Annotated in this window: 19 protein-coding genes; 17 read left to right on the plus strand and 2 right to left on the minus strand. The window is 67.1% G+C overall.

Annotated elements, in window-relative coordinates; all coding sequences use genetic code 11:
* Positions 1 to 195 precede the first annotated feature (195 nt).
* From J5T34_RS19955 to catC, 4 genes are all read left to right on the plus strand, one after another.
* The gene (locus J5T34_RS19955; protein ID WP_208582372.1) at positions 196 to 981 is read left to right on the plus strand and encodes an IclR family transcriptional regulator; all 786 of its coding nucleotides are present in this window, start codon (positions 196 to 198) and stop codon (positions 979 to 981) included.
* Entirely contained in the window at positions 978 to 1,805 is an 828-nt protein-coding gene (locus J5T34_RS19960; RefSeq protein WP_244259098.1) for an IclR family transcriptional regulator, read from the plus strand. The genes J5T34_RS19955 and J5T34_RS19960 overlap by 4 nt, the downstream gene beginning before the upstream one ends.
* A gap of 152 nt (positions 1,806 to 1,957) precedes the next feature.
* Entirely contained in the window at positions 1,958 to 2,254 is a 297-nt protein-coding gene (locus tag J5T34_RS19965; protein ID WP_208582260.1) for a YciI family protein, read from the plus strand.
* 27 nt (positions 2,255 to 2,281) lie between these two features.
* Positions 2,282 to 2,566 carry a muconolactone Delta-isomerase gene (gene catC / locus J5T34_RS19970; RefSeq protein WP_208582263.1) on the plus strand — a complete coding sequence of 95 codons (285 nt, stop codon included), beginning with the start codon at positions 2,282 to 2,284 and terminating at the stop codon, positions 2,564 to 2,566.
* 57 nt (positions 2,567 to 2,623) lie between these two features.
* On the opposite strand, the gene J5T34_RS19975 is transcribed toward catC, so the two are convergent.
* On the minus strand, positions 2,624 to 3,601 hold the full coding sequence (locus J5T34_RS19975; protein ID WP_208582265.1) for a tripartite tricarboxylate transporter substrate binding protein: 978 nt from the start codon (positions 3,599 to 3,601) through the stop codon (positions 2,624 to 2,626).
* Positions 3,602 to 3,785: 184 nt separating this feature from the next.
* On the opposite strand from J5T34_RS19975, the gene J5T34_RS19980 reads away from it, so the two are divergent.
* Both J5T34_RS19980 and J5T34_RS19985 read left to right on the plus strand, forming a co-directional pair.
* Positions 3,786 to 4,907, plus strand: coding sequence for a helix-turn-helix domain-containing protein (locus J5T34_RS19980; protein ID WP_208582267.1), 1,122 nt, complete (start codon positions 3,786 to 3,788; stop codon positions 4,905 to 4,907).
* A 13-nt stretch (positions 4,908 to 4,920) separates the two neighbouring features.
* Entirely contained in the window at positions 4,921 to 5,124 is a 204-nt protein-coding gene (locus J5T34_RS19985) for a hypothetical protein (protein ID WP_208582392.1), read from the plus strand.
* A 72-nt stretch (positions 5,125 to 5,196) separates the two neighbouring features.
* Here J5T34_RS19985 and J5T34_RS19990 read toward each other — a convergent pair whose 3' ends face one another.
* Positions 5,197 to 7,377, minus strand: coding sequence for a DUF6351 family protein (locus J5T34_RS19990; RefSeq protein ID WP_208582269.1), 2,181 nt, complete (start codon positions 7,375 to 7,377; stop codon positions 5,197 to 5,199).
* A 391-nt stretch (positions 7,378 to 7,768) separates the two neighbouring features.
* On the opposite strand from J5T34_RS19990, the gene tcuA reads away from it, so the two are divergent.
* The 11 genes from tcuA to J5T34_RS20045 all read left to right on the plus strand — a co-directional run bounded on the left by tcuA (position 7,769) and on the right by J5T34_RS20045 (position 22,688).
* Positions 7,769 to 9,211: an FAD-dependent tricarballylate dehydrogenase TcuA gene (gene tcuA, locus J5T34_RS19995; protein WP_208582271.1), complete on the plus strand. Its 1,443-nt coding sequence runs from the start codon at positions 7,769 to 7,771 to the stop codon at positions 9,209 to 9,211.
* Complete coding sequence (tcuB, locus tag J5T34_RS20000; protein WP_208582279.1) at positions 9,198 to 10,370, plus strand: tricarballylate utilization 4Fe-4S protein TcuB; 1,173 nt, start codon at positions 9,198 to 9,200, stop codon at positions 10,368 to 10,370. Before tcuA ends, tcuB begins: the two co-directional genes overlap by 14 nt.
* Before the next feature lie 47 nt (positions 10,371 to 10,417).
* Entirely contained in the window at positions 10,418 to 11,206 is a 789-nt protein-coding gene (locus J5T34_RS20005; RefSeq protein ID WP_208582282.1) for a class II aldolase/adducin family protein, read from the plus strand.
* A 283-nt stretch (positions 11,207 to 11,489) separates the two neighbouring features.
* The gene (locus J5T34_RS20010) at positions 11,490 to 12,470 is read left to right on the plus strand and encodes a tripartite tricarboxylate transporter substrate binding protein (RefSeq protein WP_208582284.1); all 981 of its coding nucleotides are present in this window, start codon (positions 11,490 to 11,492) and stop codon (positions 12,468 to 12,470) included.
* A 25-nt stretch (positions 12,471 to 12,495) separates the two neighbouring features.
* Positions 12,496 to 13,503 carry a D-2-hydroxyacid dehydrogenase gene (locus tag J5T34_RS20015; protein WP_208582286.1) on the plus strand — a complete coding sequence of 336 codons (1,008 nt, stop codon included), beginning with the start codon at positions 12,496 to 12,498 and terminating at the stop codon, positions 13,501 to 13,503.
* 108 nt (positions 13,504 to 13,611) lie between these two features.
* Positions 13,612 to 14,013, plus strand: coding sequence for a cation efflux protein, CzcI family (gene czcI, locus J5T34_RS20020; protein ID WP_208582288.1), 402 nt, complete (start codon positions 13,612 to 13,614; stop codon positions 14,011 to 14,013).
* 85 nt (positions 14,014 to 14,098) lie between these two features.
* The gene (locus J5T34_RS20025; RefSeq protein ID WP_208582290.1) at positions 14,099 to 15,361 is read left to right on the plus strand and encodes a TolC family protein; all 1,263 of its coding nucleotides are present in this window, start codon (positions 14,099 to 14,101) and stop codon (positions 15,359 to 15,361) included.
* Positions 15,362 to 15,379: 18 nt separating this feature from the next.
* Positions 15,380 to 16,630, plus strand: coding sequence for an efflux RND transporter periplasmic adaptor subunit (locus J5T34_RS20030; RefSeq protein WP_208582292.1), 1,251 nt, complete (start codon positions 15,380 to 15,382; stop codon positions 16,628 to 16,630).
* Positions 16,631 to 16,644: 14 nt separating this feature from the next.
* The gene (locus J5T34_RS20035; protein ID WP_208582294.1) at positions 16,645 to 19,809 is read left to right on the plus strand and encodes a CusA/CzcA family heavy metal efflux RND transporter; all 3,165 of its coding nucleotides are present in this window, start codon (positions 16,645 to 16,647) and stop codon (positions 19,807 to 19,809) included.
* Between the two features lie 246 nt (positions 19,810 to 20,055).
* Positions 20,056 to 20,520 carry a (2Fe-2S)-binding protein gene (locus tag J5T34_RS20040; protein ID WP_208582297.1) on the plus strand — a complete coding sequence of 155 codons (465 nt, stop codon included), beginning with the start codon at positions 20,056 to 20,058 and terminating at the stop codon, positions 20,518 to 20,520.
* Positions 20,517 to 22,688, plus strand: a complete 2,172-nt coding sequence (locus tag J5T34_RS20045) for a xanthine dehydrogenase family protein molybdopterin-binding subunit (RefSeq protein ID WP_208582299.1) — start codon at positions 20,517 to 20,519, stop codon at positions 22,686 to 22,688. Before J5T34_RS20040 ends, J5T34_RS20045 begins: the two co-directional genes overlap by 4 nt.
* The last annotated feature ends 26 nt before the right edge of the window (positions 22,689 to 22,714 follow it).

The raw sequence follows: 22,714 nt of genomic DNA on the forward strand, positions 1-22,714 counted from the left end.
GGGGGACATACGGGCGGGCCGGTATCGGGTGGAAGGCAGCGTAGCAATGCAGCGGCAAATAGTGGATCGTTGTTTCGCTATCTTGAACAACGGCGCGTTAGCCCGGCGGCGCGGCGCGCTATGATCGAGCCCAACGAGGCGATGCGCGCGGCGCACCGCCACTGTCCCCAACGCATCCCCGCATCGCCGCCCACGATGGCCTTACGCCCTCATCACCCCGACCCGGCCTTCGCCACCACGCTGGCGCACGGACTGTCGTTGCTGCAGTGCTTCGGCATCGGCGACAGCGTGCTCAGCAACAAGGAACTGGCCGAGCGCACCGGGCTGTCGCCGGCGACGGTCAGCCGGCTGACCTGCACGCTGGCGGCGCGCGGTCTGCTGCGCTACGACGCGCAGTTGCGCCGCTATCGCCTCGGCTCGACGACGCTGGCGCTGGGCTACCCGCTGCTTGCCACGCTGCGCATCCGGCAATTGGCGCGGCCGCTGATGAAGCAGCTCGCAGACGAGATCGACGGATCGGTATCGCTGGGCCTGCGCGACCGCACGCAAATGGTCTATGTGGAGACCAGCCGCGGCCACGATGCGCTGGCGTTTCGCCCCGATATCGGCGCGACGCTGCCGATGCTGCCGACCGCGATCGGCAGGGCGTGGTTATGCCAGGCGTCGCCGCAGGAAAGCGGGCCGGTGCTGGCTGCACTGCGCAAGACCGATCCGGCGGAATTTCGACATCAGTCGCCAGCACTGGAACGCGCGCGGGTAGAGATGGCGGACCTCGGCTTTTGCACGTCGCGCGGCGAATGGCAGAGCGACATCCATGCCGTTGCGGCGCCGCTGCCCACGCGCATCGATGGAGAAGTCATGGTGTTCAATTGCGGCGTGCTTGGCGTGCGGATGACCCCGCGCAAGCTCGAGCGGCAGATGGGGCCGCGCCTGCTGAGGATGATCGCCAAGGTCGAGGCCGCAGTGGGGAAGTCCCGATGACGCGCCCCGGCGCCCGTGCCACCGCCGCGCAGTCTCCGTTCCGCTCAGGCGAACCGGCCGAGAAGGATCGGCAGTTCGCGGCCACGCTGGCGAACGGCATCGACATTCTGCTTGCCTTCGACAGCGGCGATGCGATGCTCGGCAACGGAGATTTCGTGCAGCGCACCGGGCTGTCGAAGACCACCGTTGCCCGGCTCACGCACACGCTGACGGCGCTCGGCTATCTGCGTCATGACACGGCGCTGCGCAAATACCGTCTCGGGGCGGCGGTGCTGTCGATGGGTTATCCGCTATTGGCCAGCATGCACCTGCGGCAGTTGGCGCGCCCGCTGATGAAGGCGCTGGCCGACCGGCTGGCCGGCGCGGTGTCGCTCGGCATCCGGGATCGCACGCAGATGATCTACGTCGAGACCGCACGCTCGACCGACAGCCTGATCGTGACGCCCGAGATCGGGGCCGCGCTGCCGATGCTGACGACCGCCATCGGCCGCGCCTGGCTGTGCCGCGCCCCGGCGCACGAACGCGATGCGGTGCTGAACCAGCTGCGGCTGCAGGACCGCGAGGCCTTCGCGCGCGCCCAGTCGCGGCTCGCCGACGCCCGCCGCGATCTCGAGCGGCAAGGCTACTGTGCCAACCGCGCCGAATGGCGGCCGGAGGTCTACGGCTTTGCGGTGCCGATGTCCCAGCCGGTCGGTTCGCAGTTGTTCGTGCTGAACTGCGGCGTGCCGGTCGGGCAGGGCAGCTTCGCCGCCGTCGAGAAGCAGGCGGGGCCCCAGTTGCGGGCGTTGATGCTCGACATCGAGCGGATGCTGGGCCTGCGATAGCGCGCCGATGGATCGAGGTCGCATGGGCCCATGCCCCGGAGGCGCGCATCGACCCGTGCGCTGAGTATCGGGACGATTTCAGGCATCATCCTGCCTGACGATCTGCTTGACGATCCGCGGCCGCACTTCCCGACAACACAACAGGAGACACCATGCCCTACATCATCGAGACGTTCGACAAGCCCGATCACCTGCACGTGCGCAAGGCGCAGCGGCCGGCGCATCTGGAGTTTCTCGAGGCCAACAAGTCGCTGCTGCTGGCTTGCGGCGCCAAGCTGAACGACGATGGCAGCGATGCGGGCGGCGGCCTCTATATCGTCGATGTCGATACGCGCGAGGCCGCACAGGCGCTGATCGAAGCCGATCCGTTTCACCGGGCCGGGCTGTTTGCCGAAGTGCGGATCACGCGCTGGCGCAAGGCCTATCTCGACGGCGTCTGCTGTCTCTGATCCTATCGCTACCCGCAGGAGATGGCCATGCTGTTCATGGTCGAAATGACCGTCCGCATTCCCCAGTCGGCCGACCCGCAGTTCGTCGACAAGCTCAAGGCCGACGAGAAGGCGCTGTCGCAACAGCTGCAGCGCGAAGGCAAGTGGCGCCATCTGTGGCGCGTGGTGGGCCAGTACGCCAATGTCAGCATCTTCGATGTCAAGGACAACGACGAGCTGCACGCGCTGCTGACTTCGCTGCCGCTGTATCCGTATATGGAAATGAAGGTCACCCCGCTGGCGCAGCACGGTTCCGCGATCGCGCAGAACTGATGCGTCACGTCCCGCGCGGGCGCTTGTCGCCCCGCGCGGGACATCGCTGCAACCGTATCAATCGACCTTCGCCCCCGAACGCTTGACCACCGTCGACCATTTGCGGATCTCGCTGTCGACAAAACGCGCGGTCTGCTCCGGCGACATCGGCATCGGCTCCGAGCCGCGGTCGACGATGAATTTCTGCAGCTCCGGCGATTGCAGCGCCTTCACCGTTTCGGCGTTCAGTTGCGACACGATGGCCGGCGGCGTGCCGGCCGGCGCCATCAGCACCGCCCAGCCCAGGGCCTCGAAGTCGGCCACCCCTTGTTCCTGCACGGTCGGCACATTCGGCAGCTGCGGTACCCGCTTGCCCGCCGTGACCGCCAGCGGTACGGCCTTCTTCGACTGAATCAGCGGCAGGGCCGCGGTGATCGAGTCGACCATCACGGGAATCTGATTGCCGAGAAAGTCCGCCTGCGCGGGGCCGCTGCCCTTGTACGGGATATGGACCATGAAGATGCCGGCGCGCGCCTTCAACATCTCGGCCGACAGATGCTGCGTGCCGCCGATGCCGGCGCTGGCGTAGCTCAGCTTGCCCGGCGCCGCCTTCGCCTTGCCGATCAGATCGCGCAGCGAGGCGATGCCGGACTGCGGCGTCGACAGGAAGACCAACGGCACGGAGAACACACCCGAGATCGCCTGGAAATCGCGGCGCGGATCGTAGCCGATCGACGCATAGAGCGTCTGATTGATCGCCATCGCGCTGCCGGCCATCACCAGCGTATAGCCATCGGGCGCCGCGCGAGCGGCCAGTTCCATCCCGATGTTGCTGCCGGCGCCGGCGCGGTTCTCCACCACTACCGATTGCCCCAGTTGCTTGCCCAGCCGCTCGCCAAGCGCCCGCGCAAAGATGTCGGTCGCCTGGCCCGGCGGGAACGGGACGATCAGCTTGATCGGACGTTCGGGGTAGGCGGCATGTGCCGCGGCGCTGGCCGCCAGGGCGATGGCTGCGACCCAGATAATGCGTGGCTTCAAGATTGTCTCCTCCAACATGTAGTGCCTGTGGCAATTGACGCCAAGTGCTGACGATAGCACCCCGATGTTCCATCAAGTCATGGCGATGCGTCATAAGCGCCGAGTAAAGCGCTTTAATGCCGGTTGCGAAATGGAATGTGCGACTATATCTTGCGAAACCAATTTCGCAAGAGTAGGATTTGAGCTCACCGGGGGAATCGCGATGCTCGAACGAATCTCGCAGAAGCTGATCGGCTACCGCGTCAAGGCGGCACGCGAGGCGAAGGGCTGGACGCAGGACCAGCTGACGCAGGCACTAGGCTTGAACGATCGACAGTCGGTGTCCGATATCGAAAACGGCAAGCGTGCGGTGAAGTCCGACGAGATGCTCGCCCTGTCCGAACTGCTCCACCGCGACCTCGATTTTTTTCTCGACCCGTTTGCCGTCGCGGGGGAGGCACAGTTCTCCTGGCGGGCAGCGCCAGGTGTGCCCGAAGAAGGGCTCGATGGATTCGAGTCCAAAGCAGGGAAATGGATTGGTCTGCTGCGCTGGTTGCGCGAGGGGCAGGGCGGCCGGCCGAATCCGCTCAAGCACAGTTTGCGTCTTGGTGCGCAGTCCTCCTTCGAGGATGCCATCGCCCGCGCCGAGGCATTGGTGGTCGCGCTGGACCTCGGCAAGGTTCCGGCCGAGCGGCTTGCAGAGCGGATCGAACGCGAGCTGGATATTCCGGTCCTGTACGTTGACGCCGTCGAAACGTCGGCAGGCGATTCCATTTCCGGCGCCACCTGCCACTTGCAGGACCTTGGCGTGATCCTGATCAATCGCAACGAATCCGAGGCTCGTCGCTTCTTCGATCTCGCTCACGAACTGTTCCATGCGCTGACATGGGACGCCATGAAGCCCGATCACCGAGAGTCGAACTCGTTCGAAGCACGCGGCCGGGCAAAACGCATCGAACAACTCGCGGACAATTTCGCCGCGGCGTTGCTGATGCCGAGCCAGTCTCTGCAGCAACTGATCGACCCGAGGCGATGCTCGGATATCGGCCATCTCGTCGATGTCGCAGCTGAATTGCGCGTTTGTCCCATGGCGCTGGCCTGGCGTTTGTACAACATGAAGCGTATCGACGCTGCTACGCGGGACGAGCTTCGCAAGCAGCGTCAGCGGCCTTGTTCAGGTCGTGCACCGAAGCGATTCTCCGACAGCTTCGTCAGCATGCTGCACAGCGCCATCGACCGCGGCCAACTCTCTGCACGCAAGGCGGCCAAGGCGATGGGCATGAGCCTGCCGATGCTGAGCGACCTGTTCGTCGAGCATTCGCTGTCTGCACCGTTCGAGCTATGAGGGCCGACATCGCATGGCCAAGGTCAGGGTGTTCGTCGACACCAACATCATCCTGGAAGCGTTCCGAACGGGATGCTGGGCGGCGATCTGCGAGCGTTACGCAATTGAAACGGTAGAGAAGTGCGTTGAAGAGGCGCTTACCGGCGATCTTAGTCGTGTTGTTCAGGGGCGGCGGCTGCGTCGTACCGCCCATGGCATTGACGCAGAGCGGTGCTGAGCCTCGGCATGCCGCTCGGTACGGGAGCGGCCGAACCGGCCTGCTCCCGTACGCACTGCCACCTCTCAAGACTCAAGACTTCGTAATATCAAACACCAGATTCACCGGCGAAGGTCCGAACGACCCATTCGGCACCACGCCAGTCTGATTGACCCCGCGCTGGCTCCAATCGCAGACACCGGTGGGGAAGATCGCGCGCAGCCGGTTCAGCTGGTCGGGCGTGAACGGCACGCTGTAGTCGGCAGGATTGACCGGCTTCAACGTGCACTTCATCACGTCGCCCGAAATCGGGCCGCCCGCTGCGATGCGGGGCGCGGTCCACGAGGGGAACAGCGAGTTGCAGGTCGTATCCGGGGCGCTGCTCAGGGTCTGCGGTTCGGCCACGAAATCGGTCTGGGACCGCCAGCAGCCGTCGACCGCGTTCTGGGGCTTGTGGGCAACGACCCGTTGCTTCTGCGGCGTCGGCGACTTGTCGTCCTTGTAGGCCGCGACCCAGCGGATGAAGGTGTCCCATGCGGTATCGGCCGGCACCGGGTTGCCGCGCCACATCACGTGGTTGGCGGTATCGCCGTTGGCTTTGAGCATCCGCTCGCGCTGCGCGAAATGGAACCACTGGTAGTGATAGGCGGTGTCCTCGTTATAGGTCCCCGTCACGTCGAACACGGGAATCGTCGCGAGACCGCCGTTGCCGCCCAGTTGCAGGCCGGACTGCTGCGCCCGAAGGATGGCACCCAGGTCGCCGAGCGAGCGGGCGGGGACATAGTTGGCATCCTGATCGTAGCCGCCCACCTTTTCGTTCAGGTCGAGGAACTGATCGACCGTGATCGCGCCGCCGTTCAGCGCCGCGAGCCCGTACTGCACGCCGACGTTGTCGAACGGACGCAGCGCGAAGCCGGTGGCCTTGTCGATGCCGTAGATGTTCCTGGCGGCGTCGTACACCGTCGGCCGCGCGCCGGTCGGATTGTTGACCGGGTGATAGCGCAGCTCCTGCGGCACGGCGGCATTGAACACGCCCGAGTTGTAGCCCGGGAAGTCCTGACGCGCCGGCACCGGATCGGTACGGCCGGCCTGATTGGCGGCATCCTCGAAGGCCTTGCGGCTCTTGTAGCCGGTCACCGCGGCGATCTGCGCGTCCGTCATCGCGTTCGGATTGCCCATCAGGTAGTGGGTAATCAGATGCCCGTCCGAGCCCGACAGCGCGATCGACAGCGGGTCGGGGAAGGTGCAGGCGATCAGCACGCCGTCGAACAGGCCGGGAATGCGGTCGGCCGGTTGCGAGCTGCCGTAGGAACCGCCCGAGCAGCCGGCGCTGACGGTGAAGACCGGCACACCGAAGGTCTCGATCACCGCCTCCTTCGACATCATCGCCGCCTCGCTGGCCAGCACCGCGTTGCAGTTGTTCGACGCGTGCTGCAGCGTATTGGCGAACATGGCGTAGCCCTCGCCGAGCCGCCTGACATTGAGCAGCGTGAAGTCGAACCCCGCGACCGAGATATTCCCCTGCGCCGCGCCCTGGATGTACCAGCCGCCCGGACAGCCGAAGCCCTCGACCGCGATCAGCCGCTTGTTCCACGCCTTCGGCGGCTTGAGCGGCGTGGGGGCCGACTCCCTGGTGGGATCGTGCAGCACCGCATTCTGGTAGATGCCGCGATTGACCGTGCCGGTTTCCACGCGCACCACGAAGGGCACGGTGCGGCCATCCAGCGTGGTCGTGCTGGCGACATCGGCGGGCAGGGACGTGGTGCTCGGCATCGGCACCAGCGCGCCGCCGGTGTTCTTCTGGTAGACGTAGTGCACGCGCGTGGTCACGCTGCAATTGGCGTCGAGCGGCGGACCGAGACGCGAGCCATCCGGTAGCACGAAGCTGTCGGTCTGGCAGATGAACGGCGTTTGCCACGGCCCCGAGATCACCGGGCCGGTGATCGGGTAGTTGGTCATCTTCAGCGTGGCCGTTTCGCGGCCGATCTTCGCCGTCAGCGTATTCTCGCCATTGCGTAGGCCGGTCACTACCGCCTGCAAATGGCGCAGGTCGTCCAGCAGCGGGCGGAATTCCCGCGTCACGTCGTCGCCGTTGAGCTGGATCTGCAGCGGGCGGCGATCGAGCTTGATGTGACGCGGCACGGTGATATCGATCAACGCGTTGCCGCCGGTCACGTAGTCGGGGGAGGATGAGAGCAGCTGGATGGTCGGTGCCGCTTCGGGACCGTCGTCATCGTCGTGGCCGCCGCCGCATGCTGTCAGGGCCGCAAGCATGGCGCACGCGAGCGCCATCCTGGGCCATCGCCGTAGGATGTTCATGTCGTCGACTCCTCGTTCGTAGTGAGTCGTGGGGGATTGCAAGCCGCTTGGGGCTTGTGCCGACATGCATGCGTAGGTCGAGCTTAGTGTCCGGTTCTGCCAAATACAATGTCGAGGAAAGCTGACCAGAAGCGGATATCCGGAACGGCACATGCGACGGTCTGACTCGCCGATTCCCGGTCCTGCAAGGCTTTGCAGCGGCGTCCAGCCGCACTCTTCACAAATCGTGAACCCCCCATTCCATCCGGCGCCTTAGCAGCGCCCGAAGGTATCGGTAGAGTCGCGTCAAACATCGATACGACCGAACCGTGCCTTTCTTCCCCATGCCCTTATCCGAGGACGCCGCATGATCGACGTCCTGGTCATTGGCGGCGGCAATGCCGCCTTGTGCGCCGCGCTGATGGCGCGCGAAGCCGGTGCCTCCGTGCTGCTGCTCGAGGCCGCGCCGCGCGAATGGCGTGGCGGCAATTCGCAGCACACCCGCAATCTGCGCTGCATGCATGACGCGCCGCAGGACGTGCTGGTCGACGCCTATCCCGAAGAGGAATACTGGCAGGATCTGCTGAAAGTGACCGGCGGCATCACCGACGAGCACCTGGCCCGCCTGGTCATCCGCGCCTCGTCGAGCTGCCGGGACTGGATGCGGCGCCATGGCGTTCGCTTCCAGCCGCCGCTGTCGGGCGCGCTGCATGTGGCCCGCACCAACGCCTTCTTCATGGGCGGCGGCAAGGCGCTGGTCAATGCCTATTACCGCAGCGCAGAGAAGCTTGGTGTGCGGATCCGCTATGAGGCGCCGGTCGATGCCGTCGAGCTCGACGGCGATCGCTTCGTCGCGGCACGTATCGGCAGCGAGCGCATCGAGGCGCGCGCCTGCGTGCTGGCTGCCGGGGGCTTCGAATCGAACCGCGAGTGGCTGCGCGAGGCCTGGGGTCAGAACGAGCGCGGCGAATGGCCGGCCGACAATTTCCTGATCCGCGGCACGCGCTTCAATCAGGGCGTGCTGCTCAAGTACATGATCGACGCCGGCGCGGACGCCATCGGCGATCCCTCGCAATCGCACTGCGTGGCGATCGACGCGCGCGCGCCGCTGTACGACGGCGGCATCTGCACGCGCATCGATTGCGTCTCGCTGGGCGTAGTGCTCAATGCCAATGCCCAGCGCTTCTACGACGAGGGCGAGGACTTCTGGCCCAAGCGCTACGCCATCTGGGGGCGTCTGGTGGCGCAACAGCCCGGGCAGATCGGCTACTCGATCATCGATGCGAAGGCGATCGGACGCTTCATGCCGCCCGTATTCCCTGGCGTCACGGCCCGCACGCTGCCCGAGCTGGCACGCAAGCTCAGCCTCGACGAGGCGACCTTCATGCGCACCGTCGGCGACTACAACGCGGCCTGCCGCGTCGGCACCTTCGACCACACGGTGCTCGACGATTGCCACACCGAGGGCCTGACGCCCGCGAAGACGCACTGGGCGCGCCCGATCGACACGCCGCCGTTCTACGGTTACGCGCTGCGGCCGGGCATCACGTTCACCTACCTCGGCCTGAAGGTCGACGACAAGGCCGCCGTGCACTTCGGCGGCAAGCCGAGCGCCAATTTGTTCGTGGCGGGCGAGATGATGGCAGGCAACGTGCTCGGCAAGGGCTATACCGCCGGCGTCGGCATGTCGATCGGCACCGCGTTCGGCCGCATCGCCGGCACGCAGGCGGCCCAGGCCGCCGCCGCGCAACGCAGCGCCGCCCCGCCCGCCCGTACCGAATCCCTGGAACAGCAACATGCAACATCTTGAAGCCCTGACGCGCGAAGCCGCGGCGCTGGCGCAGGCCGCGGTGCCGCTGACCGCCGATGAGAGCGAAGTCGCGCGAACGCTGCAGATCTGCAATGCCTGCCGCTATTGCGAGGGCTTTTGCGCGGTGTTTCCGGCGATGACACGCCGGCTCGAATTCGGCAAGGCCGATATCCACTACCTGTCGAACCTGTGCCACAACTGCGGCGCCTGTTTCCATGCGTGCCAGTACGCGCCGCCGCACGAGTTCGCGGTCAATATTCCGCAGGCGATGTCCAAGGTCCGCGTGCAGACCTATGGCGATTACGCGTTTCCTGCCGTTCTCGGCGGCTTGTATCGCCGCGCAGGGCTGACCACGTCATTGGCGCTGGCCGCTGGCCTCGCGCTGTTTCTACTGATGGCGGTGGCGATGGGCGGCGGCCTGTGGCACGAGCCGCTGGCCGGCAACTTCTACGCGATCTTCCCGCACAACCTGCTGGCGACGATGTTCGGCATCGTCTTCCTGTTCGCGATCCTTGCGCTTGGCGTGGGCGTGACGCGCTTCTGGCGCCAGGTTTCCCCGGGCACGCGTCCGGGCGAATCGCGCGCCGCGGCGGCCACCGGCGCCGCCAATGACGCGCTGCGGCTGCGCTATCTCGACGGCGGCCACGGCGAGGGCTGCAACAACGAGGACGACGCCTTCACGCTGGCACGCCGGCGCTTCCACCATTTCACCTTCTACGGCTTCATGCTGTGCTTCGCCGCGACGACGGTGGCAACGTTCTATCACTATGCGCTTGGCCTGCACGCGCCGTATGCGTATACCAGTCTGCCGGTGGTGCTCGGCACGCTGGGCGGCATCGGCCTGTTGATCGGTCCGGCGGGGCTGCTGTGGTTGAACCTGCGGCGCGATCCGCGTACCGGCGATCCGGACCAGCGTCCGATGGACCGCGGCTTCATCGCGCTGCTGTTCCTGACCAGCGCGAGCGGCCTGGCGCTGCTGGCCTGGCGCGATACCGGCGCGATGGCGGCGCTGCTGGCGGTGCATCTGGGGATCGTGATGGCGCTGTTCCTGACGCTGCCCTATGGCAAGTTCGCACATGGCATCTATCGCAGCGCCGCGCTGCTCAAATGGCATATCGAAAAACGCCGGCCCAGCGATCTGGCCTTGGGGTCGGACTGATCCGGCGATCGAAAGTACGCAAGAAAGAACACAAGGAGAGACAGACCATGACCAAACCTGGCGTGTTGAACATCCCCTCGATGCGCGACCGTTGCAGCGATGCCGAATGGCAGGCGCGCGTCGATCTGGCGGCGTGCTATCGGCTGGTGGAGCTCTACGGCATGGCCGACATGATGGCCAACCATATCTCGGTGCGCGTGCCCGACGAGGAGAACGCGTTCCTGATCAACGCCTACGGCATGATGTACGAGGAGATCACCGCATCGAGCCTGATCAAGGTCGATCACGACGGCAACATCCTTTCCAGGCCCGATTTCGGCGCACTGAACTACGGCATCAACAAGGCGGGCTATGTGATTCACAGCGCCGTGCACGAGGCACGGCCGGAAGTGGCCTGTGTCATTCACACCCACAGCTGGGCCTCGATGGCGGTGTCCGCGCTGGAATGCGGGCTGCTGCCGATCACGCAGACCGCGATGCGCTTCCTGAAGATCGGCTACCACGACTACCAGGGCGTGGTGCTCGATACCGCCGAGCAGGCCTCGCTGATCGAGGACCTGGGCAAGAGCGAGGCGCTGATCCTGCGCAACCACGGCGCACTGACCGTCGGCAACACCGTCGGCGAGGCGTTCAACTGGATGCACCGGCTCGAACTGGCCTGCCGCGCGCAGATCGGTGCGCTGTCGTGCAACACGCCGCTGCGGGAGGTCGGCCAGGACGTGCTGGAGGCGACCTGGAACAACTACCAGCCCGGCACGCGGCGGCCCTATGGCGTGATGGAGTGGCCCGCGCTGCTGCGCAAGCTGGATCGGATCGATCCGAGCTATCGGGAATGAGCGACGTCCCAGGTGACGGGGTTGCCCTCTCCCCCAACCCCTCTCCCGCAAGCGGGAGAGGGGAGCCACGTATCGCACGCCGGAGGTGTATTCCCGCTCCGGCTTGCAGGGGAGTGGCGCCTGTCGCATGCCTTAGGTGTACTCCCTCTCCCGCTTGCGGGAGAGGGCCGGGGAGAGGGCAGCCACAGCGCCCGACGTGCCGCTGCCGCCTGACGCCACCAACCGCTTCACGCCCGCCACCCACATCGCGCTGCCACAAACACAAGCAACGAGGAGACAAACGATGTTTCGCTTGACCCAACCAATCGTCCGCGCCATCGCGCCGGCGCTGATCGCCGCCGCCGCGGCGCTGGCCCCGCAAGCGCAGGCGGCCGACTATCCCACCAAGCCGGTGCGCGTGGTGGTGGCCTTTACCCCGGGCGGCACCACCGACATCCTGGCGCGCAATGTCAGCCAGCAGCTGGCGCAGCGTTTCAAGCAGTCGTTCGTCGTCGATAACCGTCCCGGCGCCGGCGGCAATATCGGCACGGAGTTCGTCGTCCGCGCGCCGGCCGACGGCTATACGCTGCTGGTCAATTCGGTCGGGCCGATCTCGATCAACCAGACGCTGTACAAGCGGTTGAGCTACGACCCGCTGACCGATCTGGTGCCGATCGTGCAGATCGCCGATGTGCCGAACGTGCTGGTGGTGCATCCGTCCTTGCCCGTCAAGAACCTCGACGAATTCGTCGCCTATCTGAAGGCCAACCCCGGCAAGCTCAACTACAGCTCGACGGGCGTGGGCACGTCCTCGCACCTGTCCGGGTTCATGCTGACCGAACGGATCGGCGCACCGGCCACGCACATTCCTTACAAGGGCGCCGACGCGCTGAACGACCTGCTGTCGGGCCGCGTGCAATTCATGTTCGCCACTATCCCGTCGGTGATCTCGCACATCCAGAGCGGCAAGCTGCGCGCGCTGGCGGTGACCAGCGCCAAGCGTTCGCGCTCGCTGCCCGAGCTGCCGACGGTCGCCGAGAAGGGCTTCCCCGGCTTCGAGGCCGGTTCGTGGTTTGGCTTCTTCGCGCCCAAGGGCACGCCAGAGGCCGTCGTGATGCAGATCAACCGCGCGGTCAACGAGGTGCTGCCGTCGCTGCAGGCACAGATGATCCGCGAAGGCGCCGATCCGGTCGGCGGGTCCCCGCAGCAGTTCGGCAAGTTCACCCGCGCCGAATACGAGAAGTGGAAGGTCGTCGTGCGTGCGTCGGGCGCGTCGGTAGACTGAGGCCTCCATTCGATACGCCGACACCATGACCGCCTCTTCGCGTCCCGCGCCCCTGCGCATCCTGTTGTCCGAGCCGGCCCTGCGGGCTCATGGCGACGCCATCGCCGCGGTGCTGCAGGACCGTCCCTGGACCGCGGTGCTTGCGCCCGCCATCGATGAGCCCCGCACGGTCGACGCCGATATCGCGTTCGTCTCGCGCGATATCACGGGCCTGTCGACCAAGCACGAGGTATTGCCGTCGACGCAGCGCTTCTACACCGCGTTGCTCGAGGCGCCGTCGCTGCGCTGGACCCATGTGCATTCCGCCGGTGCCGACCGGCCGGTCTACATCCAGTTGCGGCAACGCGGCGTCAAGGTGACCACGTCGTCCGGTGCCAATGCCGGCGTGGTGGCGCAGACCGCGCTGGCCGGCCTGCTGGCGCTGGCGCGACATTTTCCGCGGATGCAGGCAGCGCAGCGGGAACGGCAATGGGCGCCGCTGATCGCCACCGGCATGCCGCGCGACCTGCACGGGCAGACCGCCGCCGTCGTCGGCTGGGGACCGATCGGCCGGCAGATCGGCGCGGTGCTGCACGCCCTCGGCATGCAGGTGGTGGCGGTGCGGCAGCGCCCCGAATCCGCCGGCCCCGACTATCGGACCGTGACATATCGGACGCTGGCCGAGGTACTGCCGCGCACCGACTGGGTGGTGCTGGCCTGTCCATTGAGCGACGAGACACGGGGCCTGATCGGCACCGACGCGCTGGCCCGCTTGCCGGAGGGTGCACACCTGATCAACGTCGCCCGCGGCGAAGTCGTCGACGAGCCGGCCATGATTGCGGCGCTGCGCGCGGGCAGGCTCGCCGGGGCCTACCTCGATGTGTTCGCCCACGAGCCCCTGCCGGCCGATTCGCCGCTGTGGGGCATGCCCAACGTCATCGTGACGCCGCATAGCGCCGGGTTTTCCGATGGCAACGCGGCCAGGGTCGTCGACATCTTTCTTGGCAAGCTGCGCGCCTGGGCGGTACACGGAGATCCGGACGCGCAGGCTTGATGCCGTCCTGCAGCAGCGCATCGGCAGGGGCGGGCGGGTGTTTGGTACACTGTGCCGCTCGCGGAGGCGCCTTGTCCTCCGCCGCCCGCAGCCTTTGCCCAATCGTCGATGCGCCGATTTTTCCTGATCCTGCTGGTATTGCTGTTGCCGCTCCAGTCCGCCTGGGCCGCGGCTACCGCGTATTGCCAGCACGAGCAGCGGCCGGCGGCAACATGGCATCTGGGCCATCATCAGCACGAGCATCGCGGCGAAGGCAGTGCCTCAGCCGCGGGCGAGGCCGACAGCAAGGCCGACAACAAGGCCGACGCCGATCGCGGCACCGACGCCAAGGGCCTGTTCGACCCCGACTGCGGTACCTGCCATCTCGCTTCGCTGCCATTCGCCTGTCCCGAGGCGGCGGTCCTGCCGGCGCTGCGCCTGCCTCGGACCGTGCTGGCCGCGCACGATTTGCACTACACCTCGCTGCATCCCCGCGCCCCCGATCGCCCGCAGTGGCTTCGTCTCGCTTGAGCGGCGAGACGACCGGTTCCATTTGATTCCCCGCTGAATTCCCGTCTCGCCGGATTCCCTTGGTCTCTTTTCCAGGTGCAATTCGATGCGACGATTTATCGCGCCGCTATGTATGGCGGCCATTCTTTATGTCCCCGGTTGGACGGGCGCACAGCCGCGGCCACACCCGCCCGCGCCGGACCCATCCGCATGGCCACGCGAGGCCGCTGAGCCGCTGACGCTCGACACGGCCCTGGCGCTCGCCGCTGCGGGCAATTTCTCGCTTTCCGCCGCGACCAGGGAGGTCGATGCCACCGAGGGCGCGATCCTGCAAGCGCGGACCTTCCGCAATCCCGAAGTGGCGGTCGCCGTCGAGGACACGCGGCGCGAGACCCGCGCCACCACGGCCCAGATCAATCTGCCGATCGAACTGGGAGGCAAGCGCGCCGCGCGGATATCCGCCGCCGAACGGGGGCGCGATGTCGCCCAGGCGCAATGGCGCAGCACCCAGGCCGATCTGCGTGCCACCGTGATCGCCGCCTTCTTCGGCGTGCTGGTGGCGCAGGAGCGGGTCAGGCTGGCCAGCGCCTCGGTGGACATCGCGCGCAAGGGCGCCGACGCCGCGGCCAGGCGGGTCGCCGCGGGCAAGGTCTCGCCGCTCGAGGAGACCCGCGCCGCGGTCGAGCAGGCCAATGCCGAACTCGAACTGGCCGATGCCAGCGCGGAACTGCAGTCGTCCCGGCAGGCGCTGGCCGCGCTGTGGGGCAATGCCGCGCCGCAATTCACCGAAGTTCGCGGCGATCTCGATGCGCTGCCGTCCCGTCCCGCGCCGGAGCAGTTGCTGGCCGCGCTGGAGGACTCGCCGCTGCTGCTGGCGAGCCGTCTCGAAGTGGGGCGGCGGCAGGCGCTGGTCGATGTCGAACGCAGCCGCCGCTATCCCGATATCACCGTCAGCGTGGGGACGAAGCGCGACAACGAGGCCAATCGGACGATGCCGGTGCTCGGCGTGGCGCTCCCGCTGCCGCTGTTCGACCGCAACCAGGGCAATCTGTACGAATCGATCCGCCGGGCCGACAAGGCCGCGGACGAACTGCTCGCCGAACGGATCCGGCTGACCAACGCGCTGCAACAGGCGAGCAACGAGCTGGCGGTATCGCGAACCTCGGCGCAGACGCTCAAAAGCACCGTGCTGCCCGCGGCAGAGCGCGCCTACGAGGCCGCCACGCGCGGCTTCGAGGCCGGCAAATTCGACTTCCTGAACGTGCTGGACGCCCAGCGCACGCTGTTCCAGGCACGCATCCGCTACCTCGGCGTGCTGGGCCGCGCCTATCAGGCGGCCACCATCATCGACCGCATCGTCGGCCGCTAACCCAGACCGATTTCGATCATGGCAATCACACCGAAGCAAAAGGCCGCCATCGCGGCCATTCTCGCGGTCGGCACGCTGGCGACGGCGGCCGTGCTGCTGACCGGCCGCTCGGGCTCCGCGGACCCGCACGGGGACCACGGCGACGCGCATGGACATGGCGCCGAGCAGTCATCCGTTTCCGCATCCGCATCCGCATCCGCATCGGCCGCAACGCCGGCCGCACGCAAGCATGCCGACGGCAACGCACCCATGGCGCTGACCGACGAACAGATTCAGCGCGCCGGCATCGCGATCGAAACGGCGGGCCCGGCGACGATCCAGTCCACCCTGCAGTTCCCCGGCGAAATCCGCTTCAACGAGGACCGCACCGCCCACGTCGTGCCGCGCCTGGCCGGTGTTGCGGAGAGCGTGCCGGCCACGCTCGGCCAGCAGGTGAAGAAGGGGCAGCTGCTGGCGGTGATCGCCAGCACCGCGCTGTCGGATCAGCGCAGCGAGCTGCTGGCCGCGCAACGCCGCATGGAGCTGGCTCGCGCGACCTATCAGCGCGAACGCAAGCTGTGGGAGGAGAAAATCTCCGCCGAGCAGGACTACCTGCAGGCAAAGGCGGCGCTGGAGGAGGCCCGCATCGCCGTGCAGAACGCTCAGCAGAAGCTGACGGCGGTTGGCGCGACGGCCTCTGCTTCCCGCCTCAATCAGTTCGAGCTGCGCGCGCCATTCGATGGCGTCATCGTCGAAAAGCACCTGGCGCTGGGCGAGGCCGTCGCGGACAACGCCAATATCTTCACGATCTCGGACCTGTCGACCGTCTGGGCGGAATTCGTCGTCGCCGCCAAGGATCTGGAGCAGGTGCGCGTCGGCGAGACGGCGCGGATCCGTTCTGCCGCGTCCGACGGCAAGGCGGAAGGGAAGGTCTCGTATGTCGGCTCGCTGCTGGGCGAGCAGACCCGCACCGCCAAGGCCCGCGTCACGCTGACGAACCCGAATCTGGCCTGGCGCCCGGGACTGTTCGTCACGGTCGAGGTGCTGACCGCCAAGGTGGCGGTGCCGGTCGCGGTGCAGGCCGATGCGATCCAGGACGTGGACGGCAACAGCGTGGTGTTCGTCGCCGGCCCGACGGGGTTTGTCGCGCAGCGCGTCGTGCCGGGACGCAGCGACGGCCATCTGGTCGAGATCCGCGACGGCCTTCGCCCGGGCGCACGCTATGCCGCACGCAACAGCTTCGTGCTGAAGTCCGATCTCGGCAAGGACGCTGCCGGGCACGAGCACTGACACGGGAGATCGCCATGTTCGAACGTGTCATCCGTCTTGCGATCGCGCAGCGCTGGCTGGTGCTGCTCGCCGTGCTGGGCATGGCGGCATTGGGCGCGCTCAGCTACACGCGTCTGCCGATCGATGCCGTGCCCGACATTACCAATGTCCAGGTCCAGATCAATACCTCGGCACCGGGCTATTCGCCGCTGGAGGCCGAGCAGCGAATCACCTATCCGATCGAAACTGCAATGGCCGGCTTGCCGGGCCTCGAGCAGACCCGCTCACTGTCGCGCTACGGACTGTCGCAGGTCACCGTGATCTTCAACGAAGGCACGGACATCCATTTCGCACGCCAACTGGTCAACCAGCGCATCCAGGAGGCAAGGGAGCGGCTGCCCGCCGGCGTGTCGCCGGCCATGGGGCCGATCTCGACGGGACTGGGCGAAATCTATCTGTGGACCGTCGAAGCCGAGGAGGGCGCCCGCAAGCCGGACGGCTCGCCGTACACGTCGACCGATCTGCGCGAGCTGCAGGACTGGGTCGTCAAGCCGCAACTGCGCAATGTGCCCGGCGTGACCGAAGTCAATTCGATCGGCGGCTTTGACAAGGAATATCTGGTCGCGCCGAGCCTGGAGAAGCTCGCCTCGTATGGTCTGACGTTGGCGGACATCGTCACCGCGCTGGACCGCAACAACGACAATGTCGGCGCCGGCTATATCGAGCGCAGCGGCGAACAGTATCTGGTGCGCGCGCCGGGCCAGGTTCGCAGCGAGGCCGATATCGGCGACGTGATCGTCGGCAGCGCGCAAGGGCAGCCGATTCGGGTCCGCGATATCGCCGAGGTGGGCATCGGCAGGGAGCTGCGCAGCGGCGCCGCCACCGAGAACGGCAGGGAAGTGGTGCTGGGTACCGTCTTCATGCTGATGGGGGAGAACAGCCGCGCGGTGGCACAGGCCGTGGACGCGCGCGTCGACGCGATCAATCGCACCTTGCCGAAGGGCGTGCGCATCGTGCCGGTCTACGATCGGACCCGGCTGGTCGACAAGGCGATCGCCACCGTCAAGAAGAACCTGCTCGAAGGCGCGGTGCTGGTGATAGTGGTGCTGTTCCTGTTCCTGGGCAATATTCGCGCGGCCGTCATCACGGCGCTGGTGATCCCGTTGTCGATGCTGTTCACCTTCACCGGCATGGTGGGCTACCGGATCAGCGCGAATCTGATGAGCCTGGGGGCATTGGACTTCGGCATCATCGTCGACGGCGCGGTGGTCATCGTCGAGAACTGCGTGCGCCGGCTATCCCATGCGCAGGCGCATCGCGGCAGGCCGCTGACCCGGTCCGAACGCTTCGACGAGGTCTTTGCGGCGGCGCGCGAGGCCCGGCGGCCGCTGCTGTTCGGCCAGCTGATCATCATGATCGTCTATCTGCCGATCTTTGCCTTGACCGGCGTGGAAGGCAAGATGTTCCACCCGATGGCCTTCACCGTGGTGCTGGCGCTGCTGGGCGCGATGCTGCTGTCGGTGACGTTCGTGCCCGCCGCCGTCGCGTTGTTTATCGGCGAGCGCGTCGCCGAGAAGGAAAACCGGCTGATGGCGTGGGCCGGGCGGCGCTATGCGGTCTGGCTGGAGCGCTCGCTGGCGAACGCGCCGGTCGTGCTGACCTTCGCTGGCGTGGCCGTGGTGCTGTGCCTGGCCATCGCGTCCCGGCTCGGCAGCGAGTTCATCCCCAACCTGAACGAAGGCGACATCGCGATTCAGACGCTGCGCATCCCGGGCACCAGCCTGTCGCAGTCGGTCGAGATGCAGAAGCAGCTCGAACGTACGCTGATGGCGAAATTCCCGGAGATCGAACGGGTGTTCGCGCGTACCGGCACGGCGGAGGTGGCCTCGGATCCGATGCCGCCCAATATCTCCGATGGCTACATCATGCTCAAGCCCCAGTCGGAATGGCCGAAACCGGTCAAGAGCCGGGAGGCGCTGCTCGCAGCGATGCAGGCGGAGGTCGCCAAATTGCCCGGCAACCGCTACGAGTTCTCGCAGCCGATCCAGCTGCGCTTCAACGAACTGATCTCGGGCGTGCGGTCCGACGTGGCGGTCAAGGTGTTCGGCGACGATCAGGCGGTGCTCGACCGGACCGGGGAACGCATTGCGGCAGTGCTGCGGGAGGTGCCGGGCGCGTCCGAGGTCAAGGTGGAGCAGACCACCGGCCTGCCGATGCTGACGATCCATATCGACCGGCACAAGGCGGCGCGCTACGGGCTCAATCTGGCCGATATCCAGGACGCCGTGGCCATCGCGATCGGCGGCAAGGAGGCCGGCATCTTCTACCAGGGCGATCGCCGCTTCGACATCACGGTGCGGTTGCCCGATGCGGTCCGGCAGGATATCGAGGCGCTGCGCCGCCTGCCGATCGCCTTGCCGAAGGGCGGCGGGGCCGATGCACGGGTCAGCTATATCCCGCTGGCGGAGGTGGCTTCACTGGAGATTGCACCCGGCCCCAATCAGATATCGCGCGAGAACGGCAAGCGGCGCGTCGTCGTCAGCGCCAATGTCCGCGGCCGCGATATCGGCAGCTTCGTGCCGGAAGCGCAGGCGGCGATCGAGCGTGCCGTCAGCATGCCGGCCGGCTACTGGCTGAACTGGGGCGGCACCTACGAGCAGTTGCGCTCCGCCACGCAGCGGCTGCAGATCGTCGTGCCGGTCGCCTTGCTGCTGGTCCTTGTGCTGCTGTTCGCGATGTTCAACAACATCAAGGACGGCATGCTGGTGTTCACCGGCATTCCGTTCGCGCTGACAGGCGGCATCCTCGCCTTGTGGCTGCGGGGCTTGCCGCTGTCGATCACTGCGGCGGTGGGCTTTATCGCGCTGTCGGGTGTCGCGGTGCTGAACGGGCTGGTGATGCTGTCGTTCATTCGGACGCTGCGCGAGGAAGGCAAGCCGCTGGACGAGGCGATCCGCCTCGGTGCGCTGACACGGCTGCGGCCGGTGCTGATGACCGCGCTGGTGGCCTCGCTCGGGTTCGTGCCGATGGCGATCGCTACGGGCACGGGGGCGGAGGTACAGCGGCCGCTGGCCACCGTGGTGATCGGCGGCATCCTGTCGTCGACCGCGCTGACCTTGCTGGTGCTGCCGGTGCTGTACCGATTGGCGCATCGGCGAGATCAAGCGGCGCCGGCAACGGCGGTGCCTCAGTCGGCTTGAAAGGCGGGAAGGGTCTCCGCCTCGGAGGAGATCCTTCGCGAAACACAACGACGCATCTTGTGAATGTCCGCCAGATCGGGATATCCGCTTCCTGACATCGGTGTCATCCGATGTCGCCCGCCATTGCTCGTCGCCATTGTTCGTCCCCATTGAATAGACCTGCCAATGGCAGCCGGATTGCGGGCCCGCGGCGCAGCCGACAGAATGCGCCAACGACGGCCCAATGCCGCGGCGGAGAACGGAACCATGAAACTGATCATCAACGACACCGAGCACGACTTGCCGATCGAGCCGGACATGCCCTTGCTGTGGGTGTTGCGCGACGCGGCCGGCCTGACCGGCACCAAGTTCGGTTGCGGCATGGCGCAGTGCGGCGCCTGCACGGTTCATGTCGACGGCGTGGCGCAGCGCAGCTGCGTGTTGCCGGTCTCGGCGGTGCAAGGGGCACGGATCACGACGATCGAAGGGCTGTCGGCGGGTGGCGACCATCCGGTGCAGCGGGCCTGGTCCGAGCTGGACGTGGTGCAGTGCGGCTATTGCCAGTCGGGTCAGATCATGTCGGCGTCCGCGCTGCTGCGACAGAACCCGGCGCCGACGGACGCGGACATCGATGCGGCGATGTCGGGCAATCTGTGCCGATGCGGAACCTACCAGCGCATCCGTGCGGCGGTCCACCGCGCGGCCGAGCTGTCGCGGGAGCGGACATCGTGAGGCCCCCGCTCGATGTCTCGCGGCGCCGTTTCCTCGCCGCCGGCGCGGTGCTGGGCGGCGGTCTGGTGATCGGCTTTTCCGTGCCGTCGGTGCGCCGGCTGTTGGATGGCCAGCCCGTCGAGGTCGCCACGGCAGCCGAGCCTGCACCGTTCATACCCAACGCTTTTCTGCGCATCGGCGCGGACGACAGCGTGACGGTATTGCTGGCGCATTCCGAAATGGGACAAGGCGTGTGGACCTCGCTGGCGCTGCTGATCGCCGAAGAGCTCGATGCCGACTGGACGCGCATCCGCGTCGAGCATGCCCCGGCGGCACCGGCCTATGGCATCGCCATGTTGGGCGGCATGCAGGGAACGGTCGGCTCGCGCAGCGTGCGCGCCGAATTCCTGCGCTACCGGCAGGCCGGCGCCGCGGCGCGCGCGATGCTGGTGCAGGCGGCCGCCGCGCGTTGGCAGGTCCCGGTGGACGCGCTGCGCACGGACAGCGGTGCGGTGCTGCATGATGGGCGGCGCCTGCGCTATGGCGAGCTGGTCCATGAAGCCGCGGCGCTGGCAGTGCCCGCCGCCGACGCGCTGCGCTTGAAGGACGCGCACGACTGGAAGTGGATCGGCAAGGGCGCGCGGCGCCTGGACGCCGCCGACAAGATTACCGGCCGCGCGCGTTTCGGCATCGACGTCAAGCTCGACGGCCTGCTGACCGCGGTGGTTGCCCGCGCGCCGGCGTTCGGCGCGAAGATGGTGTCGTTCGACGACAGCGCCGCGCGGGCGGTGCCCGGCGTGCGGCAGGTGGTCGCCGTGCCCAGCGGCGTAGCCGTGCTGGCCGATCATTACTGGGCCGCGAAGCGCGGACGGGATGCGTTGAAGGTCGAATGGCAGGGTGCCGACACCGCGCTGGAGAGTGCCGGACTCTTGCGGGATTTCGCGCGGCTGGCGCGCGAGCCGGGACCGATCGCGCTCGAGGCTGGCGATGTCGACACCGCTATCGCGCAGGCCCATCGCGTGGTCGAGGCCGAATACCGGCTGCCTTATCTGGCGCACACACCGATGGAACCGCTCAATTGCACCGTGCGGATCGGGCCGGACGGCTGCGATGTCTGGGTCGGCACGCAGATGCAGACGCTGGCGCAGCGTACCGTGGCGCAAATCACCGGGCAGGAGGCGGCGCAAGTACGGATCCACACCACCTTTCTGGGCGGCGGCTTCGGTCGGCGGGCGGTGCAGGACTTCGTCGCCGAGGCGACCCACGTGGCCCGCGCCGCCGGCGCGCCGGTCAAGACGATATGGTCGCGCGAGGACGACGTGCGCGGCGGCTACTACCGATCCGGCTTCGTTCATCGCATCCGCGTCGGCCTCGACCGTGCGGGCCGGCCACTAGTTTGGCGTCACGGCATGGCCGGGCAGTCCAATCATCCGGAACGCGAAGGCTTGCATCCGAGCTCGGTCGAAGGCGTAGTGGACTCTCCCTACGTTCTGGGCGCCGCTGCGCACCGCGTGGTCGCGCATTCGCCGCGCACCGCGGTGCCGGTGTGGTACTGGCGCTCGGTGGGAAACAGCCATTCGGCCTTCGCGATGGAATCGATGGTGGACGAACTGGCGCATGCCAGCCGGCAGGATCCGGTCGCCTATCGCATGCTGTTGCTGAAGGACGCGCCGCGCCATCGGCGCGTGCTGGAGGTGGCCGCGCAGCGCTTTGGATGGGATCGTCGCCCGCAAGCCGGACGAGGGCGCGGTATTGCCGTGCACGCGTGCTTCGGCAGCGTGGCAGCGCAGGCCGTCGAAGTCTCGCTGCAGGACGGCGCCATTCGCGTCCATCGCGTGGTCTGTGCCATCGACTGCGGCGTGGCGGTGAACCCGGACAACGTACGCGCGCAGATGGAGAGCGCCATCGTCTACGGCCTGAGCGCAGCGCTGCATGGACGCGTGACGATCGAGCGCGGCGCGGTGCGCGAGTCCAACTTCCACGATTACCCGGCATTGCGGATGGCGCAGATGCCGGTGATCGAGGCGCATGTCGTCGACAGCGGGGAAAGCCCGGGCGGGGCGGGCGAGCCCGGCACGCCGCCGATCGCGCCGGCGGTTGCGAATGCGGTGTTCCAGCTGACCGGCACCCGGCTGCGCGAGCTGCCTCTGCAATTGCCGCAACCGCGGCGGACGCGATCGAGCACCTGACACGTGACGCCTGACGCCTGACGCAC

It is taken from the genome of Cupriavidus gilardii (assembly GCF_017598945.1).
GTDB classification, from domain to species: domain Bacteria; phylum Pseudomonadota; class Gammaproteobacteria; order Burkholderiales; family Burkholderiaceae; genus Cupriavidus; species Cupriavidus gilardii_E.

Excerpts from the sequence above, each read along its gene's own strand:
- J5T34_RS19955 (WP_208582372.1), top strand. The coding sequence starts at position 196 with ATGGCCTTACGCCCTCATCACCCCGACCCGGCCTTCGCCACCACGCTG.
- J5T34_RS19960 (WP_244259098.1), top strand. The coding sequence starts at position 978 with ATGACGCGCCCCGGCGCCCGTGCCACCGCCGCGCAGTCTCCGTTCCGC.
- J5T34_RS19965 (WP_208582260.1), top strand. The coding sequence starts at position 1,958 with ATGCCCTACATCATCGAGACGTTCGACAAGCCCGATCACCTGCACGTG.
- catC (WP_208582263.1), top strand. The coding sequence starts at position 2,282 with ATGCTGTTCATGGTCGAAATGACCGTCCGCATTCCCCAGTCGGCCGAC.
- J5T34_RS19975 (WP_208582265.1), bottom strand. The coding sequence starts at position 3,601 with ATGTTGGAGGAGACAATCTTGAAGCCACGCATTATCTGGGTCGCAGCC.
- J5T34_RS19980 (WP_208582267.1), top strand. The coding sequence starts at position 3,786 with ATGCTCGAACGAATCTCGCAGAAGCTGATCGGCTACCGCGTCAAGGCG.
- J5T34_RS19985 (WP_208582392.1), top strand. The coding sequence starts at position 4,921 with ATGGCCAAGGTCAGGGTGTTCGTCGACACCAACATCATCCTGGAAGCG.
- J5T34_RS19990 (WP_208582269.1), bottom strand. The coding sequence starts at position 7,377 with ATGCTTGCGGCCCTGACAGCATGCGGCGGCGGCCACGACGATGACGAC.
- tcuA (WP_208582271.1), top strand. The coding sequence starts at position 7,769 with ATGATCGACGTCCTGGTCATTGGCGGCGGCAATGCCGCCTTGTGCGCC.
- tcuB (WP_208582279.1), top strand. The coding sequence starts at position 9,198 with ATGCAACATCTTGAAGCCCTGACGCGCGAAGCCGCGGCGCTGGCGCAG.
- J5T34_RS20005 (WP_208582282.1), top strand. The coding sequence starts at position 10,418 with ATGACCAAACCTGGCGTGTTGAACATCCCCTCGATGCGCGACCGTTGC.
- J5T34_RS20010 (WP_208582284.1), top strand. The coding sequence starts at position 11,490 with ATGTTTCGCTTGACCCAACCAATCGTCCGCGCCATCGCGCCGGCGCTG.
- J5T34_RS20015 (WP_208582286.1), top strand. The coding sequence starts at position 12,496 with ATGACCGCCTCTTCGCGTCCCGCGCCCCTGCGCATCCTGTTGTCCGAG.
- czcI (WP_208582288.1), top strand. The coding sequence starts at position 13,612 with ATGCGCCGATTTTTCCTGATCCTGCTGGTATTGCTGTTGCCGCTCCAG.
- J5T34_RS20025 (WP_208582290.1), top strand. The coding sequence starts at position 14,099 with ATGCGACGATTTATCGCGCCGCTATGTATGGCGGCCATTCTTTATGTC.
- J5T34_RS20030 (WP_208582292.1), top strand. The coding sequence starts at position 15,380 with ATGGCAATCACACCGAAGCAAAAGGCCGCCATCGCGGCCATTCTCGCG.
- J5T34_RS20035 (WP_208582294.1), top strand. The coding sequence starts at position 16,645 with ATGTTCGAACGTGTCATCCGTCTTGCGATCGCGCAGCGCTGGCTGGTG.
- J5T34_RS20040 (WP_208582297.1), top strand. The coding sequence starts at position 20,056 with ATGAAACTGATCATCAACGACACCGAGCACGACTTGCCGATCGAGCCG.